Annotated in this window: 18 protein-coding genes; 10 read left to right on the top strand and 8 right to left on the bottom strand. The window is 47.6% G+C overall.

Annotation, left to right across the window (positions count from 1 at the left end; translation table 11 throughout):
• Positions 1–525 (top strand): menaquinone-dependent protoporphyrinogen IX dehydrogenase, encoded by a 525-nt coding sequence (gene hemG / locus Q4Q52_RS17000; RefSeq protein ID WP_011981997.1) that lies wholly within the window; start codon positions 1–3, stop codon positions 523–525.
• A gap of 63 nt (positions 526–588) precedes the next feature.
• On the opposite strand, the gene Q4Q52_RS16995 is transcribed toward hemG (Q4Q52_RS17000), so the two are convergent.
• Positions 589–897, bottom strand: a complete 309-nt coding sequence (locus tag Q4Q52_RS16995; RefSeq protein WP_006083802.1) for an ArsR/SmtB family transcription factor — start codon at positions 895–897, stop codon at positions 589–591.
• A gap of 200 nt (positions 898–1,097) precedes the next feature.
• Here Q4Q52_RS16995 and hemG (Q4Q52_RS16990) point away from each other — a divergent pair, with 200 nt between their 5' ends.
• Entirely contained in the window at positions 1,098–1,649 is a 552-nt protein-coding gene (gene hemG, locus Q4Q52_RS16990; protein ID WP_311991171.1) for a menaquinone-dependent protoporphyrinogen IX dehydrogenase, read from the top strand.
• 75 nt (positions 1,650–1,724) lie between these two features.
• On the opposite strand, the gene Q4Q52_RS16985 is transcribed toward hemG (Q4Q52_RS16990), so the two are convergent.
• The 5 genes from Q4Q52_RS16985 to def are packed head-to-tail and all read right to left on the bottom strand — an operon-like array spanning position 1,725 to position 7,377.
• Positions 1,725–3,167 (bottom strand): TrkH family potassium uptake protein, encoded by a 1,443-nt coding sequence (locus Q4Q52_RS16985; protein WP_300482294.1) that lies wholly within the window; start codon positions 3,165–3,167, stop codon positions 1,725–1,727.
• A 19-nt stretch (positions 3,168–3,186) separates the two neighbouring features.
• Complete coding sequence (gene trkA, locus Q4Q52_RS16980) at positions 3,187–4,596, bottom strand: Trk system potassium transporter TrkA (RefSeq protein WP_006083799.1); 1,410 nt, start codon at positions 4,594–4,596, stop codon at positions 3,187–3,189.
• Positions 4,597–4,611: 15 nt separating this feature from the next.
• Complete coding sequence (rsmB, locus tag Q4Q52_RS16975) at positions 4,612–5,898, bottom strand: 16S rRNA (cytosine(967)-C(5))-methyltransferase RsmB (RefSeq protein WP_311991170.1); 1,287 nt, start codon at positions 5,896–5,898, stop codon at positions 4,612–4,614.
• Position 5,899: 1 nt separating this feature from the next.
• Complete coding sequence (gene fmt / locus Q4Q52_RS16970; protein ID WP_311991169.1) at positions 5,900–6,856, bottom strand: methionyl-tRNA formyltransferase; 957 nt, start codon at positions 6,854–6,856, stop codon at positions 5,900–5,902.
• A gap of 8 nt (positions 6,857–6,864) precedes the next feature.
• Positions 6,865–7,377, bottom strand: a complete 513-nt coding sequence (def, locus tag Q4Q52_RS16965; protein ID WP_311991168.1) for a peptide deformylase — start codon at positions 7,375–7,377, stop codon at positions 6,865–6,867.
• A 125-nt stretch (positions 7,378–7,502) separates the two neighbouring features.
• Between def and Q4Q52_RS16960 the strand changes: the two genes are divergently transcribed.
• The 6 genes from Q4Q52_RS16960 (at position 7,503) to hemF (ending at position 12,519) form a co-directional block, all read left to right on the top strand.
• Positions 7,503–8,633 (top strand): LysM peptidoglycan-binding domain-containing protein, encoded by a 1,131-nt coding sequence (locus Q4Q52_RS16960; protein ID WP_006084796.1) that lies wholly within the window; start codon positions 7,503–7,505, stop codon positions 8,631–8,633.
• Between the two features lie 83 nt (positions 8,634–8,716).
• Positions 8,717–9,733: a DNA-processing protein DprA gene (gene dprA, locus Q4Q52_RS16955; protein WP_012586345.1), complete on the top strand. Its 1,017-nt coding sequence runs from the start codon at positions 8,717–8,719 to the stop codon at positions 9,731–9,733.
• A gap of 2 nt (positions 9,734–9,735) precedes the next feature.
• On the top strand, positions 9,736–10,209 hold the full coding sequence (locus Q4Q52_RS16950) for a DUF494 family protein (protein ID WP_006083793.1): 474 nt from the start codon (positions 9,736–9,738) through the stop codon (positions 10,207–10,209).
• A gap of 119 nt (positions 10,210–10,328) precedes the next feature.
• Positions 10,329–10,892, top strand: a complete 564-nt coding sequence (locus tag Q4Q52_RS16945; RefSeq protein ID WP_311991167.1) for a topoisomerase DNA-binding C4 zinc finger domain-containing protein — start codon at positions 10,329–10,331, stop codon at positions 10,890–10,892.
• Positions 10,893–11,018: 126 nt separating this feature from the next.
• Positions 11,019–11,585 (top strand): L-threonylcarbamoyladenylate synthase, encoded by a 567-nt coding sequence (locus Q4Q52_RS16940; protein WP_311991166.1) that lies wholly within the window; start codon positions 11,019–11,021, stop codon positions 11,583–11,585.
• Positions 11,586–11,610: 25 nt separating this feature from the next.
• On the top strand, positions 11,611–12,519 hold the full coding sequence (gene hemF / locus Q4Q52_RS16935; RefSeq protein ID WP_259583129.1) for an oxygen-dependent coproporphyrinogen oxidase: 909 nt from the start codon (positions 11,611–11,613) through the stop codon (positions 12,517–12,519).
• Positions 12,520–12,553: 34 nt separating this feature from the next.
• Here hemF and Q4Q52_RS16930 read toward each other — a convergent pair whose 3' ends face one another.
• Positions 12,554–12,988: a group II truncated hemoglobin gene (locus Q4Q52_RS16930; RefSeq protein WP_259583128.1), complete on the bottom strand. Its 435-nt coding sequence runs from the start codon at positions 12,986–12,988 to the stop codon at positions 12,554–12,556.
• Between the two features lie 152 nt (positions 12,989–13,140).
• Here Q4Q52_RS16930 and aroE point away from each other — a divergent pair, with 152 nt between their 5' ends.
• The gene (aroE, locus tag Q4Q52_RS16925; protein ID WP_311991189.1) at positions 13,141–13,989 is read left to right on the top strand and encodes a shikimate dehydrogenase; all 849 of its coding nucleotides are present in this window, start codon (positions 13,141–13,143) and stop codon (positions 13,987–13,989) included.
• Between the two features lie 5 nt (positions 13,990–13,994).
• The gene (locus Q4Q52_RS16920; RefSeq protein ID WP_006083787.1) at positions 13,995–14,270 is read left to right on the top strand and encodes a DUF1488 domain-containing protein; all 276 of its coding nucleotides are present in this window, start codon (positions 13,995–13,997) and stop codon (positions 14,268–14,270) included.
• A gap of 119 nt (positions 14,271–14,389) precedes the next feature.
• Here Q4Q52_RS16920 and Q4Q52_RS16915 read toward each other — a convergent pair whose 3' ends face one another.
• A complete protein-coding gene (locus tag Q4Q52_RS16915; protein ID WP_311991165.1) occupies positions 14,390–14,938 on the bottom strand; it encodes a gamma carbonic anhydrase family protein in 549 nt (182 codons plus the stop codon).
• Positions 14,939–15,514 lie beyond the last annotated feature (576 nt).

The following is a 15,514-nucleotide window of genomic DNA, read 5'->3' as shown; positions in this document are numbered from 1 at the left end:
ATGCAGACGTTAATAATCTATTCGACGATTGATGGCCAAACATTGGCAATTTGCCAAAAAATGAAGACGATTGCAGAGCAGGCGGGAGAGCAGGTTTCGCTGGTCACATTAGAGCAGGCTGATGCGTTGAGCTTAGCTGATTTTGATAAAGTGCTGATCGGCGCCAGTATTCGTTATGGTAAGCATAGACCTGAACTTTACCAGTTTGTGAACCGCCACCATGCGGTGCTCGATACTAAGATTAATGGCTTTTTTACCGTTAATGTCGTGGCGCGCAAACCCTTAAAGAATACGCCTGAAACCAATCCTTATATGCAAAAGTTTTTGCAGCTTTCACTGTGGCAACCTCAGCAGTTAGAAGTGTTTGCGGGCAAGATTGATTATCCTAAATACGGTTTCTTCGATCGCACTATGATACGTTTCATCATGTGGATGACTAAAGGGCCAACCGATATCACAGGCACCTTTGAGTTTACCGATTGGGAAAAAGTCGACGCCTTCGGTAACCGCTTTAGCCAGCACTAAAAACCATTAAGCCCTAATCACTTGCAAGCGATTAGGGCTTAAATTTAAGCTAGCTTTACCGTGTTACACTGCGCAGTAGCGGCTATGCAGAATCGAAATCACTTGGGTGACTTGTTCGTTCTTGAGCTTGTAGTAAACAATTTGCGAGCTCTTACGGGTATCCACCAGATCTTCAGCGCGTAATACGGCTAAATGCTGGGATAGTGCCGACTGGCTTAATGGCACAGTGGCATTGAGTTCAGTTACGCTCAACTCTTTGTCTAGTAATAGGCATAAAATCATTAGGCGATAAGGGTTCGCTATGGCCTTAAGCCATTTAGCCGCACTTTCCGCATTAGTTACCATTGCAGCTACATCTATGTCATTTTGCATAAGGTCACTCACTTCATCGCTTTTGATTAGATAATTCTAATTGAACACCTGTGTTTACGCAATCATACTGCTCAGCCATGCAGATCTCAATTTTTGCATCTCAGAATATGAGATACGGCTGATTTGTGATCCTATCAGAGGTTTATTTAACGTAATCTTGCCACAATGGTGACATTAACTCAGTGGATCGGTAATTCCCTATGACACGCGTTCTCGTACTTTATTTTACCCGTGGTGGCCACACGGCCAAGATTGCCAATGCAATTGCCGACCAATTAACCTTTCGTGGCGCTAAGGTCGACCTTGTCGATATCAACAGTGCTGCCGCGACTTGTATCAATTGGCCCGATTACGAGGTCGTCGCCTTAGGTGCCTGCGTACTCTATGGCACCTATGATAAGAGTGTGTTCAAGTTTATCGAGCAGCATGCAGAGGCTTTGGGTGCATTGCCAAACAGTTTCTTCTGCGTCAACGTGGTGGCGAGAAATCCAGAAAAACGTATTCCTGAGAATAATAAATATCTGCAAAAGTTCATCGCCTTATCGCCGTGGACGCCAGCCGATCTTAAAATTATTGCGGGGAAAGTGGATTATCCTTCATGGCCTTGGTACGACAGGTGGATGATCCAGTTGATTATGAAGATGACCAAAGGCCCAACCGATCCTAAGTCGGTTATTGATTACACCGACTGGGCAGATGTGAAGGTCTATGCCGATCATCTGTTGGAATTGGCCGAAGTTACCGCTATTTAGGACGAGTCAGGCTTAATAAAAAAGGCGCTTAACGAGTTAAGTTAAGCGCCTTTTTAGTATTCAAGCTCTACTGCATTAATACTTCCAAAAACTCGGGTGGAATAACACTGCTACGGTCAGAATCTCTAAACGGCCGAGGAGCATACCGAGTGACAAGGCCCATTTTGCTACGTCGGGCAGAGTTGAAAAGTTACCCGCAGGGCCAATAATTGGGCCTAAACCTGGGCCTACGTTGGTGACCGCCGTGATAGCGCCAGTAAAACTGGTCATAGGGTCGAGCCCTGTGAGCACTAAAATTACCGACAAGCCAACAATCACCATCACAAACAACAGCACGAAAGTGATCAGCGAGCGCACGATATCTTCACTGATGATGCGATTGTTGTAGCGTTCCCTAAAGATACCGTTTGGATGACATTGCTGTTTCAATTGCTCGCGCATAATGGCGCCAGCGATTTGAAAACGGAAGATTTTAATCCCGCCCGAGGTTGAGCCTGAGCAGCTACCGACAAACATTAAAAACAGGAAAGCGATGTTGGCAAAGGCGCCCCAAGCACCGTAATCCGTTAAGCCATAACCTGTGGTGGTCACCACAGAAACCACGTTAAAGCTAGATAAACGCAGTGCATCGAGGAGTTCAATGTCGCGGGTTTGCCACAGCCAAAAGCCAATAGAACAAGACACGAAGGTCAGGAAAAACAAGAAGCCTTTGACCTGAGCATCGTTCCAAATGCGCAGATCCCTTTGCTGTATGGTGTGCACAAACATGAGTAGTGGTAAGCCACCCGCCGCCATAAAGAACACGCCAACCCAGTGAGCTGAGTGCGAAAACGCGGCCATTGAGCTATCAGATGTTGAGTAGCCGCCGGTCGATAGGGTGGTCATGGCATGGTTTATGGCTTGAAACCACGTCATTCCCGCCAGATGATAAGCAACGCAGCAGGCAACAGTCAGCAAAATATAAATAAAGAATAAGTACTTAGCCATACTTTGGGTGCGTGGTACGGCTTTATCGCTCCAATCCGAAGATTCAGTGCGGAACAGCCGCATACCACCGACGTTCAAGAAGGGCAGAATGGCCACCGCCATCACGATAAAACCAATCCCACCTAGCCACTGCAATAAAGAACGCCAGATTAAAATGCTGTGATCCATGGTATCCAACCCCGAGAGCACAGTAGAACCTGTGGTCGTGATGCCGGACATAGTCTCAAAGAAGGCGTCGGTATAGCCAATCCCGTGATACAGGGTAAAGGGCATGGCCGCAAACAGGCTTACGATCAACCACGTTAGGCTGGTCAGCAGGAACATATCGCGGATATTGAGGTTAATGGTTTTACTCTGGCCATTGTGTAAACACAAGCTGGCACTAATGCCTGTCACTAACGCCGACAGCATGAAAGAGCCTACGGTTTCCTCGGCATTGAATACGGCGAGGAGCAGTGGGATCAACATGAAGGCTGTCAGCATGGACAAAAACAGCCCTAAAATAAACAATAGTGGTCTAAAGTTCAGCATAAGTTGGCTTACTTAGGTTTTAGAAGAAGAAAGCACTTGGTTGGAAAAGCTTCTCGACTTCGCCGACAAACTTTTTATTCACTAGGAATAAGATCACGTGATCCCCTTGTTCTATCACGGTTTTGTCGTGAGCCATTAATACTTCGTCGTTGCGGACAATAGCACCAATGGTGGTTCCCGGTGGCAACTTAATATCGCCAATGGCTTTGCCAACCACTTTAGACGTGCTGGCATCCCCGTGGGCAATCGCTTCAATTGCCTCGGCGGCGCCGCGACGTAGGGAGTAAACGTTACAGATATCACCCTGACGGATATGGGTTAACAGTGCCGAAATGGTGGCTTGTTGGGGTGAGATAGCAATATCGATGTTAGCTTCTTGGACGATATCGACATAGGCTTCGCGCTGGATCAGCACCATGACCTTTTTTGCGCCCATACGTTTTGCCAGTAATGCTGACATAATGTTGGCTTCGTCGTCATTGGTCACCGCAATAAATACGTCGGTTTGATCTATGTGTTCTTCGAGCAGTAATTCTTGATCTGAAGCGTCACCGCAGAACACGGTAGTATTTTCCAGTTGCTCCGATAGGGCTTCAGCGCGCTCATACTTATGCTCAATCAGTTTAACTGAGTGGGTACGCTCAAGGCGTTTGGCTAAACCTAAGCCTATGTTACCGCCACCGGCGATCATAATGTTGCGGTAGGAGTTATCGAGCTTCTGCATTTCGCTCATCACAGCGCGAATGTGGCGACTGTCGGCGACGAAGAAGACTTCATCATCGGCTTCGATAATCGTGGTACCGCGAGGCATGATAGGGCGGCCTTGGCGGAAAATCGCCGCAACCCGGGTATCAATATTCGGCATGTGTTCGCGCAGTGCCGCTAACGCATTCCCCACCAGTGGACCACCATAATAGGCACGAACGGCCACTAGGCTTAGCCGTCCTTCGGCAAATTCGAGTACTTGTAGCGCGCCGGGATATTCAACGAGTCGCTGAATGTAAGCGGTCACTAACTGTTCAGGGGCGATTAATTCATCGATCACGAAGCCGCCGCGGGGGCGACCGTCGCTATTTTTGGTTTCACTGTCGATAAAGAGTTTATCGCGCATCGCCAGATAGGGTTCTGAGCGAATACGGGCAATTTTTGTTGGCGTGCCGAAAAGAGTGTAAGCAATCTGACAGGCGGCCATGTTGCATTCATCGCTATTGGTTACCGCGATCAGCATGTCGGCATCTTCTGCGCCCGCTTCTCTGAGCACATCAGGGTGGGCTGCATGGCCCGCCACAACGCGAAGGTCATATTTATCTTGCAGGGCGCGTAGTCTGGATTTGTCATGATCGACTATGGTGATGTCATTATTCTCACCTACCAAATTCTCGGCCAAGGTTCCCCCGACTTGACCCGCACCTAATATGATAATTTTCATGGCCTTGCTTACTTCCTAATCGGTCGCTTTTAATAAACGGGCGTAATAGAACCCATCCATATTGTCTTGTCCTGGCGTGATTTGCCAACCTATATCCTGTGGCGAATTTTGCTGGGAGAGTGTGTCTAGCTTAGCATCTGCCGTTCTCTCTAAAAACGCACTGATCTGGTCGCGATTTTCCTGCGGTAAAATCGAGCAAGTGGCATAAAGAAGCGTGCCACCGGGTTTGAGCCACTTCCAGCAATGATCGATAATTTGCTGTTGTAGTTCAGCCAGTTCTTCGATGTCATGGTTTTTGCGTAACCATTTAATATCGGGATGGCGGCGGATCACTCCCGTGGCCGAGCATGGCGCGTCCAGTAAGATACGATCAAATTGTCCACCTTGCCACCATGAGTCAATATTGGCCGCATCGCCATGGATAAGCTCCGCTTTTAATGACAAGCGGTCAAGGTTCTGTTGTACGCGCTCGAGGCGTTTGGCATCAAAGTCGACGGCAACCAGTTTAATGCTTGGTTCAAGTTCAAGTAGATGACAGCTTTTACCGCCGGGCGCCGCGCAGGCATCGAGGATTAACTCATTCGCTTGTGGCGCCAGTAATGTCGCCGCCCATTGCGCCGCGCCATCTTGCACAGATGCTGCGCCTTCATGGAAGCGTGGCAGTGTGGCGACATCCTTTGGATGCGCTAAAAGAATTGCATCGGCACTGCTGCCTTCGCTCGCTTCAATCTCGAGTTCGGCTAAGGCGGCGAGGTATTCGGTACGGCTCTGGGATAAGCGATTGTTACGCAGCCACATAGGTGGGCGTTCATGGCTTTGTTGAATGATGTCTTGCCACTGCTCGGGATAGGCTTCTTTCAAGCGCTTAATCAACCAAGCGGGCGTGTTGTAGCTTAAGGTATCTGACTCAGTGCTTAGCGGCGAAAGCTGACGCTGAATGTTGCGCAGTACACCGTTAACGACCTTGACCATGCCTTCAAATTTTAACTGGCGACAGGCTTCGGCGGTTTCTGAAATCGCGGCGTGGCTTGGAATGCGAGTGAAGTAAAGTTGATAGCAACCTATGATAAGCAGCTGGTGGATAATCCTTTGCTTACCTTTGAGTGGTTTCGCTAGGCATTCACTGATGCGTTTCTCTATTTGCGGCAGAGTGCGCATCACGCCGTAACAGAGCTCGGCGAGTAGGGCTTTATCTTTGCCACTGGCAAGGTGCTTTTGTTGATCGGGCAATGCCACTGAGAGTGACACGCCTTTTTCTAATACTTCGAAGATGGCTTTCGCAGCCAGCGCGCGCAAGTTCATACTATTGTGCCTCGTTTGCGAGGCGAGTATTCGGGCTAAACCATTCACCTCGAGCATTGAGAATATCGGCAATATTGAGCGGCTTTTTCCCTGGCAGCTGCATATTCAGCAGGGTTAACACGCCGTCGGCGGTGGCGACTTCTATGCCTTTTTTGCTGGCGCTGATAATAGTGCCCGGAGCGGCTGTGCTGGTGGTTTCGCTAACTTGGGTCTGCCACACTTTAATGGTATTGCCTTGATGCTCAAAGTAACTCACTGGCCAAGGATTAAAGGCACGGACTTCTTGCCAGAGTTGCTGGGCAGATTTATTCCAATCGAGTCTGGCTTCTTCTTTACTGAGTTTTTCTGCGTAGTTCGCTAAGGCTTCATCTTGTTTTTCAGCGGCTAAGGTGCCGTTTGCTAGACCTTCGAGGGCTTGCAATAGGGCAACAGGACCTTGTTCCGCCAGTTTCTCGTAAAGGCTGGCTGAGGTGTCGCTATCTTCAATCGGCAGAGTGGTTTTCAGTAGCATATCGCCGGTATCTAAACCCACATCCATCTGCATAACGGTCACGCCGGTTTCTTTGTCGCCGGCCCAAAGCGCGCGTTGGATCGGTGCGGCACCACGCCAGCGTGGCAAAATAGAACCGTGAACGTTAATACAACCTAGACGCGGCGTATCTAATACGACTTTTGGCAGGATCAGACCGTAGGCAACCACCACCATGATATCGGCATTCAGCGCGGCAAGTTCTTGTTGCGCGGGTTCTTTACGTAATGAACCGGGTTGATACACAGGAATGTTGTTGGCGACGGCGAGTTCTTTTACTGGGCTGGCGGTCAGTTTCTTGCCGCGGCCAGCGGGTCTATCGGGCTGAGTGTAAACGCCAATCACATTATGGTGTGAGTTCAACAGTGCTTGTAAGTGGCGAGCGGCAAAATCCGGTGTTCCGGCAAAGATGATGTTGAGTGGTTTCAAATCTGATCCTATGCTTCTTTGGCGTCCAATCGGGCCGCTTTTTCAAGTTTTTGTTTGATCCGCTGACGTTTTAGCGGCGACAGATAATCGACAAACAATTTGCCTTTGAGGTGATCCATTTCGTGTTGAATACAGATAGCAAAAAGCTCATCGGCCTCAACAATAAATTCGTTGCCGTGCCTGTCTAAGGCTTTTACCGTAACAAATTCGGCGCGATCGACTTTGGCATAAATGCCCGGCACCGACAGACAACCTTCTTCATTGCAGAAGTCGCCGCGGCTGGCGATAATTTCGGGATTAATAAACACTTTCGGTCGCTCGACTTCATCTTGTAAGTCCATGACAATAAGTTGTTTATGGTAATCCACTTGGGTCGCGGCCAGACCGATACCTTTTTCTTGGTACATGGTTTCGAACATATCATCAATTTGAGTTTGCAGCTCGGCATTAAACTCTGTGATGGGTGTGGCTTGTGTCCGCAATCTTTCGTCAGGAAATTGTAATACTTTTAATTGTGCCATACATAAACTCTTAACAAGTCTGTCAAATCTCTGCCAGTTAGTTATACTGACTGATGCTAATGGGTTAATTTTAATCTTTAGTGCCTATCAATAACAGTAAAAGCTCAAACTAAGAGCCAAACAACATGGAAATACCCATGAAACGGTTAATTTTACTCGCGTTAATGACATTCAATTGCACGTTTGTTGCCGCCGATACCCTTACGCTGAAAGCGGGGCATCCTGAGTCATATGTGGTGAAAAAGGGCGATACTCTTTGGGATATCTCCGCAGCGTTTCTAAATGATCCATGGAAATGGCCACGTCTTTGGGATGTAAACCCACAGATTGCCAATCCCCATCTTATTTATCCTGGCGATCAACTCACACTCGTGTTTGTCGATGGTCAGCCTCGGTTAGTGCGCAATGGCGACATGGTCGACAGTGCTAAACCCCATGTAAAGAAGAGTCCTGAAGGACGGATCATTGCTAAGAGTAATGCCATTCCTGCCGTCGACTTGGCCTTGATTGAACAGTATTTAGTGCAGAATCGCGTTGTCGCAACCGACTGGCTTGCCGAGCAACCTATGGTATTGGCAGGCGAAAGCCCATCGCGTCACCATATTGTGGGTGATGTGATTTATATCGATGCTGAACTGCCGATGAATCAAAAATACGGTGTTTACGAACGTGGTCGCGAGTTTTTCAATAAAGCCTCAGGCGAAGCGATAGGACAAGAGGCCATTTTAGCCTCAACTGGGCAAGTGGTGGAGTCTGGTAAGGTTTCAAAAATTAAGTTGTTAACCAGCTTTCGTGAAACTAAAGCGGGTTTCAGAGTCATGCCGATGGAAAGTGATTCCTTGATGTCAGCTTACTTTACGCCAAAACCGGCAGAGTTAAAGACGCCAGCCGTCGTGCTTGCTATCGAATCAAAGATGCGTGAAGCGGGTAAGTTGGATGTGGTGTATTTAGATAAAGGCACCCAGGATGGGGTTGAGCCCGGAGTCGTGTTCTCTATTTACCGTGATGGCGAAGTCATCGTCATCAACAATGATGGTATGCCAGTGCCTGCCACTGAGCGCACCGCCTACGATAACTTAATGGCATCTGTCTCATCGGATCGCGCTATTCAAATGCCAGATATCTATCATGGCAAATTGTTGGTGTTCAAAGTATTCGACAAAGCGAGCTTAGGTTTGATTGTCTCCACCGAGCGGCCTGTGCGTGTCGACGATAAGTTAATTGCCCCTGAGTCTTTAGCCTTAAGAGGTCAGTAATATCTGAACATTTGGTCGATTGGTTAGTTGTTTGCGCTGTATCTGGGCTGGGACCCGCTCGGATCCAACAATTATTAACGCACATGGAAGTGGACGACCTCAGGCAAAGGTTAGAGCACGAGAGAGAAGCGCTACCTTTATCTGACCATCTGCTCCATAGTCTTGCTATTGATTATCAAAAAGTCGATGTCGCCCTCGAATGGCAGCAACAAGCCGCTGACCATCATCTCGTTTGTTTCTCCGATCCGCTTTATCCGCCGTTATTAAAACAACTCTCAGATCCGCCCGCCGTCCTGTTCGTTAAAGGTTGTTTGGAGGCGTTAGCCCTTCCTTATCTTGCAATTGTTGGCAGTCGTAATGCTTCTCCAGGTGGATTGCAGGTCGCTTATCAGCTGGCTGCGGAGATGTCCTCAATGGGATTTGGTATCTGTAGCGGTATGGCGATGGGGATTGATGGCGCTGCCCATAAAGCCTGTGTTGAACATCAAGGGCGAACCATTGCTGTGCTCGGGACTGGCATTGAGACTGTTTATCCACGAAAACATCGGCAGCTTTATCATGATATTCAGCAACAAGGCTGTATACTTAGCGAGTTTTGGCCAGATGTCGGTCCCTTTGCGGGGAATTTCCCGAAACGAAATCGGATTATTAGCGGTCTTTCTTTAGGGACACTTGTGGTTGAAGCCTGTCGTAAAAGCGGTTCTTTAATCACAGCGAGGTTGGCGATGGAGCAAGGGCGTGAGGTGTTTGCCGTTCCGGGCTCAATCTTGGGCGGTTACCATCAAGGCTGTCATGATTTATTACGTGATGGGGCAAAACTTGTGGAAACAGCCGCCGATATAGTGGAGGAGTTGGCAAGTTTAACCGCTTACCACCTTGAAGAATTGAAGTTATGCCACCATATACAGCAAGGCGAGATTTGTAATTTGCCATTTTCGTCTCTGTTAGCTAGTGTAGGTTATGAAACTACATCCATTGATGCAGTCGTTGAACATAGTGGGAAAACGATAGATCTGGTGTTAGAACAAATGCTTGAACTTGAGTTGCAAGGTTGGGTGATTGCAGTACCCGGTGGTTACGTCAGAGTAAAGAGGAGCTAGCCATGTTTGATATCCTCATGTATCTATTTGAAAACTATGTTCACAGTGAAGTTGAACTACTAGTTGATGAAGACGAGTTAACCAAGGAACTCACTCGTGCCGGATTTCATCAATCCGAGATTTTAAAAGCGTTAACTTGGTTAGAGCGCTTAGCTGAATTACAAGAAGGGGATAAACCTTATCTTTGTAATCACGATCAGCATTCGTTTCGTATCTATACAAAGGACGAAATGGACAAGCTGGATGTGGAATCCCGCGGTTTCTTGCTGTTTTTAGAGCAAGTTAAAGTGCTGAATGTCGAAACCCGTGAAATGGTGATCGATAGAGTCATGGAGTTGGATGAGCCAACCCTGATTTTAGAAGATCTCAAATGGGTTATCTTAATGGTGCTGTTTAATGCTCCTGGCCATGAGTCCGCTTATGAGCAAATGGAAGATTTGATCTTCGAACAGCCTGAAGGCCGACTGCATTCTTAATTGTTGTGAAAGATGAATTATGAGAGAAAGGAGGCTAAGACCTCCTTTTTTGATGCCATAAATTCCTTGATGGCACTGCGCTTGATATCCTAATGCGCTACGACAGGTGGTGAATGATTATGTCTAAGATTGATGAACAATTATTTAGTGCCCACGAACACGCACTGGAAAAAGAATACGAACTTTGTCCTGAATGTGGCAGCGAGTTATCGGTCAAACACAGTAAGCACGGTGGTTTTATTGGCTGTAATAATTACCCTAGCTGTAATTACACTCGACCCTTAGTGCAGCACGAATCTATTGAAACTCAAGTGATTGAAGGTTCTGTATGCCCTGAATGCGGTCACGAACTGGCGGTAAAGTCAGGGCGCTTTGGGATCTTTATTGGGTGTACTCAATATCCTAGCTGCACGCATATTGAAAAACAGGATCAAGCGAGTGACAAGCCTGACATTCCTTGCCCTGAATGCAAAGCGGGTAAGCTTGAGCACAGAACGAGTCGCTTCGGAAAGAGTTTTTATGCCTGCAGTGCTTACCCTAAGTGTAAGTTTATTGTGAATTATCCTCCGGTTGCTGAAGCTTGCCCGAGTTGTGGTTTTGGGATCTTAGTCGAGCGTAAAGGTGCGGCTGGGATGCGTTTAGAATGTCCGCAAAAAACCTGCAAGTACAAGCGCCCCTTGTAGCGAGGCCATTGCATAATATTTGTTGCCTTAGTGCGGCTTGAGTATAATCCCCAACCGGCCGTTAGATGGGGCGGCGAAGATTCGGGTAATGACAAAAACTGATAAGACGCATAAGGTGATTTGATAATGTTGCAGCTACACCCATCCGATATAAAAGACATCATTCTTGACGGTGGCGTTATCGCTTATCCAACTGAGGCGGTTTATGGCCTAGGTTGCGACCCTGATAACGACACTGCTATCCAAAAGTTATTGGCGGTAAAACAGCGCCCATGGCAGAAAGGATTGATTTTAGTCGCCAGTGATTTTCGGCAGCTTTTAGCCTATGTTGATGAGTCACAATTAACTGCTGAGCAGCTCGAGTTTGCATTTTCCAAGTGGCCGGGGCCTTTTACCTTTGTCATGCCAATCAAAGCGCATGTTTCAAAATACCTCTGTGGCGAATTTGACTCTATTGCAGTGCGAGTGTCGGCCCATGCTGGGGTACAAACCCTGTGCCGCGCGCTTAATAAACCTTTAGTGTCGACCAGCGCTAACCTTGCAGGTGAAGATCCCGCATTAACTGCCGCTGAAATCCTCGCTGATTTTACCGGTAAAATCGATGCACTGGTATTAGGCGAACTCGGCGAACAACGTCAGCCCTCGACCATTATCGATGCACGAAGCGGCAAAATTTTACGAAATGGACAATGAGCAAACCAATAATAAGGATAACAAGATGAGTGTGCCTGATGCTGCAGTGGTAAAAGCGTTTTTACTCGATTTACAAAACCGAATTTGTGCCGGTTTACAGGCTCTGGATGGCCAAGCAACGTTTGCCGCCGATTCATGGACCCGCGACGAAGGCGGTGGTGGCACGAGCCGAGTATTAACCCAAGGTGCAGTATTCGAGCAAGCTGGAGTTAACTTTTCCCATGTGACTGGCGCCGCTATGCCGGCGTCAGCTACGGCGCATCGCCCAGAATTGGCGGGTCGCAGTTTTGAGGCTATGGGTGTGTCTTTAGTGATCCATCCTAACAATCCGTATATCCCGACGACTCACGCCAATGTGCGCTTCTTTATCGCGCAAAAAGAAGGTGCCGATCCTGTGTGGTGGTTTGGCGGTGGTTTTGACTTAACACCTTATTATCCATTTGAGGAAGATGTGCGCGAGTGGCACCAGACGTCTAAGGATATTTGTGCGCCTTTCGGGGATGAGGTTTATCCCAAGTATAAGAAATGGTGCGATGAGTATTTCTTCCTGCCGCATCGTAATGAAACCCGCGGCGTAGGCGGACTGTTTTTCGATGACTTGAATCAAGCAGGATTTGATCAAAGCTTTAGCTTTATGCAAGCCGTGGGCAATGGCTTCTTAACGGCTTATGCGCCGATTGTTGAGCGTCGTAAGGATACTGAGTTCGGTGAGCGTGAGCGTCAGTTCCAACTCTATCGCCGTGGTCGTTATGTTGAGTTTAACTTAGTCTACGACAGAGGCACTTTATTTGGTCTGCAGACGGGTGGACGTACCGAGTCTATCTTAATGTCGATGCCGCCATTAGTGCGTTGGCAATATGCTTATACGCCAGAGGCGGGAAGCCCAGAGGCAGATTTGTACGATAACTACCTCAAACCACGCGACTGGGTTTAGCCGTTAATCTTAAAAAGTGGATGCCATATCCACTTTATTGATTACGCATATGATCGGCCAGAGTTGAAATCGCCTCAAAGATGGCGGCTCGATGCTCTGGCTTTTTAATATTCTCTTCAATCGCAAACTTCATACAAAATAGCCATTGATCGCGCATTGCCTCATCAATATCGACATGCATGTGTCGTGCACGCAATGCGGGATGACCATATTTTTGCTGATAAAGCTGCGGTCCGCCGAGCCAACCACTTAAAAATTCAAACAACTTTTGTTCAGACTCCGCAATGGGCGCCCTATGAATGGCAAGCAGTGTTGTCGTTTCTGTTGAGCTTGCCATCTTCTGATAAAAACATTTAGTGATCGCGCGGATCACTTTTTCGCCGCCGATTAAGTCATAGGCGTTAGATTGACTCGGATCGCGATCATCCTGCGGAGTGTGTTTACTAAAAATCTTTTTAAGCCAGTTCATTGGAATAGTCGTTCACTAAATAGAGTGTATTGAGCCGATGGCGCATTATAGCGTGAAACCTAGCGTGAAATTTAGTTGAGCATAATTCGTCTTGCATGGGCTCAAAAGCGCGGTAGACTGCAAAGCCATTGAACCTAAAATTTCATATCGCTATGACAGACAGATACGCAGTGTTTGGCAATCCAATTAGCCACAGTAAATCGCCGTTCATCCATGGACAATTTGCCGCGCCCACCCAAGAGTCATTAACCTATGAAGCCATTCTCGCTCCGGTCGATGGTTTTGAAGCCTCATTGACGGCGTTTTTCAATGCGGGCGGTAAGGGCGCCAATGTGACAGTGCCTTTTAAGGAGCAAGCTTTTGCGCTGTGTGACAGTCTCAGCCCAGAGGCCAAGCTCGCTGGCGCGGTAAACACCTTAAGTTTATTGGTCGATGGCACCATTCGCGGTGATAACACCGACGGCTTAGGGCTGGTGGCCGATCTCATCGCTAACTTAGGCAGCTTGCAAGATAAGCGCGTGTTACTTATTGGTGCTGGTGGCGCGGCGCGCGGTTGTGTTCTGCCGTTATTAAATGCGGGAATTGCGCAACTGACCATCAGCAATCGCACCCACACTAAGGCGCAGCTTTTGGTCGATATCTTTACTTCTGTGGATAACGGCGCTTACGCGAGTAAAGTCACCGCCGTAGAAATGAGTGAGCTTGCGGGCGAGTTCGATATCATTATTAATTCAACCTCTGCTAGCCTTGCGGGCGAGTTGCCACCTTTGCCAGCACATATCATCACCACCCAAACCGTTTGTTATGACATGATGTATGGCGCCTCGGTCACCGCGTTTAACCAATGGGCACTCTCCCAAGGTGCAGCGAAAGTCATTGATGGGCTAGGTATGTTAGTCGGACAAGCGGCCAAGAGTTTTACCTTATGGCGAGGTATTGAGCCCGACACCCAAGTGGTGTTGACGCTTTTGCGGGACAAACTAATGGCAGAGCCTAAGTAGGAAGCATGAATCAAAGTATTCTTTTCCCCGATCTGCAATATTGGGACGATGCCCAAGGGCAAATCTGTTTTATGGCGCAATCGCAGGGGATGAACATCAAGTGCTATATCAGTGCCGCCAAATTACGTGAGCTGAATGATTTCTCTGAACAGCCGAGTACCGATGAAGCGGCTGCTATGCTGGCATTGTTTGATGCGGTGAGATTTGACGCCGAAGAAATGGCTGAAGACTTAATCGAAGCCGAAGAGTTTGATGAGTTTGGCGCAGTACGCCTAGGCTAGCTTGATAGCGAGTTTCAGTGGATAGATTTTGAATCAATAAATAGCAAAAGGCGGCAGAGACTGAATGAGTCTCTGCCGCCTTTCTTATATAGCGATACTAAGCGACTAACGCTAACTGACTAGATGTTTTGTAACTCAACTAAGTACTCGTTTTTCAGTCTGACATAGTTGTCGGCAGATTCTGGCAAAAAGGCCATTTCGGCAGGTGTTAATGGACGAGTCTGCTTAGCTGGGCTGCCTACATATAAATAGCCGCTCTGTAATACCTTGCCCGGTGGCACTAAAGAGCCCGCACCTAAGATCACATCATCTTCTAAAATCGCACCGTCGAGAATAATTGCACCCATACCCACTAATACTCGATTACCGACTTTGCAACCATGAAGCATCGCCTTGTGACCAATAGTCACATCATCACCAATAATCAGTGGATGACCATCGGGACGAGCAGCTGACTTACGCGTTACATGCAATATGCTACCGTCTTGCACGTTCGAGCGCTTACCAATACGAATATGGTTAACATCACCACGCGCCGCCACCATAGGCCAAATACTGGCATCAGTATCTAGTGCAATATCACCAACAAGCACCGAAGCTTCATCTACATACACATTATTGCCTAATTGAGGATGAATACCTTGGTAAGTTCTGAGTGGCCCTGACATAAAAAAGTCCCTAATTGAGTGGTTTTTTGCATTATAAAGGTTAAAAACTAGCTGGTCAGGTCAAATATCCAACGAACAGTGAGAAAATGACAATTATCTTAAAAATAGGGGTTGCGCACTTTCTCAATCTCCCTATAATGCGCATCCACTGACACGGCAGACAGCGAAAGCCAGCTGACGAGTTAGGTTGAATTGAATGGCTTACTCTCTGTTGAGAATGGCACTTAATTCAAGCGCAGCAAGAAGTTGTAAAAAACTCCTTGACGCGAAACGGGAAATGCGTAGAATACGCAGCCCTAGCCACCTGGAAGCGTTCGGCGCTCAGTGTGGTACTCAAGTCCTCTTACGGATATTGAGTTGCTCTTTAACAAGATAAAACAAGAAATCTGTGTGGACACTCACAGGTGTTGAGTTAATCGAAACTGCTTAACCTTCGGGTTGGCAGTCAAAAATTTAAATCAATGTAACAATGAGTGTTCATAGCAATATGTACAGTTTGTTTTAGCCCTTCTTTTATAGGGAGTGCTAGAAACAAAAAATCAGAATTCATTGAGCCGCTGATTCCTTCGGGATGAA

Origin of the sequence: Shewanella sp. SP1S2-4 (genome assembly GCF_031932075.1) — a bacterium.
GTDB classification, from domain to species: Bacteria; Pseudomonadota; Gammaproteobacteria; order Enterobacterales; family Shewanellaceae; genus Shewanella; species Shewanella baltica.
The sequence above is the reverse complement of the archived record's forward strand: the minus strand, read 5'-3'. Positions and strand labels throughout refer to the sequence as shown.

What these genes read in the sequence shown, in the direction of transcription:
- hemG (WP_011981997.1), top strand. Translation starts at nt 1, where the DNA reads ATGCAGACGTTAATAATCTATTCGACGATTGATGGCCAAACATTGGCA.
- Q4Q52_RS16995 (WP_006083802.1), bottom strand. Translation starts at nt 897, where the DNA reads ATGCAAAATGACATAGATGTAGCTGCAATGGTAACTAATGCGGAAAGT.
- hemG (WP_311991171.1), top strand. Translation starts at nt 1,098, where the DNA reads ATGACACGCGTTCTCGTACTTTATTTTACCCGTGGTGGCCACACGGCC.
- Q4Q52_RS16985 (WP_300482294.1), bottom strand. Translation starts at nt 3,167, where the DNA reads ATGCTGAACTTTAGACCACTATTGTTTATTTTAGGGCTGTTTTTGTCC.
- trkA (WP_006083799.1), bottom strand. Translation starts at nt 4,596, where the DNA reads ATGAAAATTATCATATTAGGTGCGGGTCAAGTCGGGGGAACCTTGGCC.
- rsmB (WP_311991170.1), bottom strand. Translation starts at nt 5,898, where the DNA reads ATGAACTTGCGCGCGCTGGCTGCGAAAGCCATCTTCGAAGTATTAGAA.
- def (WP_311991168.1), bottom strand. Translation starts at nt 7,377, where the DNA reads ATGGCACAATTAAAAGTATTACAATTTCCTGACGAAAGATTGCGGACA.
- Q4Q52_RS16960 (WP_006084796.1), top strand. Translation starts at nt 7,503, where the DNA reads ATGGAAATACCCATGAAACGGTTAATTTTACTCGCGTTAATGACATTC.
- dprA (WP_012586345.1), top strand. Translation starts at nt 8,717, where the DNA reads ATGGAAGTGGACGACCTCAGGCAAAGGTTAGAGCACGAGAGAGAAGCG.
- Q4Q52_RS16950 (WP_006083793.1), top strand. Translation starts at nt 9,736, where the DNA reads ATGTTTGATATCCTCATGTATCTATTTGAAAACTATGTTCACAGTGAA.
- Q4Q52_RS16945 (WP_311991167.1), top strand. Translation starts at nt 10,329, where the DNA reads ATGTCTAAGATTGATGAACAATTATTTAGTGCCCACGAACACGCACTG.
- Q4Q52_RS16940 (WP_311991166.1), top strand. Translation starts at nt 11,019, where the DNA reads ATGTTGCAGCTACACCCATCCGATATAAAAGACATCATTCTTGACGGT.
- hemF (WP_259583129.1), top strand. Translation starts at nt 11,611, where the DNA reads ATGAGTGTGCCTGATGCTGCAGTGGTAAAAGCGTTTTTACTCGATTTA.
- Q4Q52_RS16930 (WP_259583128.1), bottom strand. Translation starts at nt 12,988, where the DNA reads ATGAACTGGCTTAAAAAGATTTTTAGTAAACACACTCCGCAGGATGAT.
- aroE (WP_311991189.1), top strand. Translation starts at nt 13,141, where the DNA reads ATGACAGACAGATACGCAGTGTTTGGCAATCCAATTAGCCACAGTAAA.
- Q4Q52_RS16920 (WP_006083787.1), top strand. Translation starts at nt 13,995, where the DNA reads ATGAATCAAAGTATTCTTTTCCCCGATCTGCAATATTGGGACGATGCC.
- Q4Q52_RS16915 (WP_311991165.1), bottom strand. Translation starts at nt 14,938, where the DNA reads ATGTCAGGGCCACTCAGAACTTACCAAGGTATTCATCCTCAATTAGGC.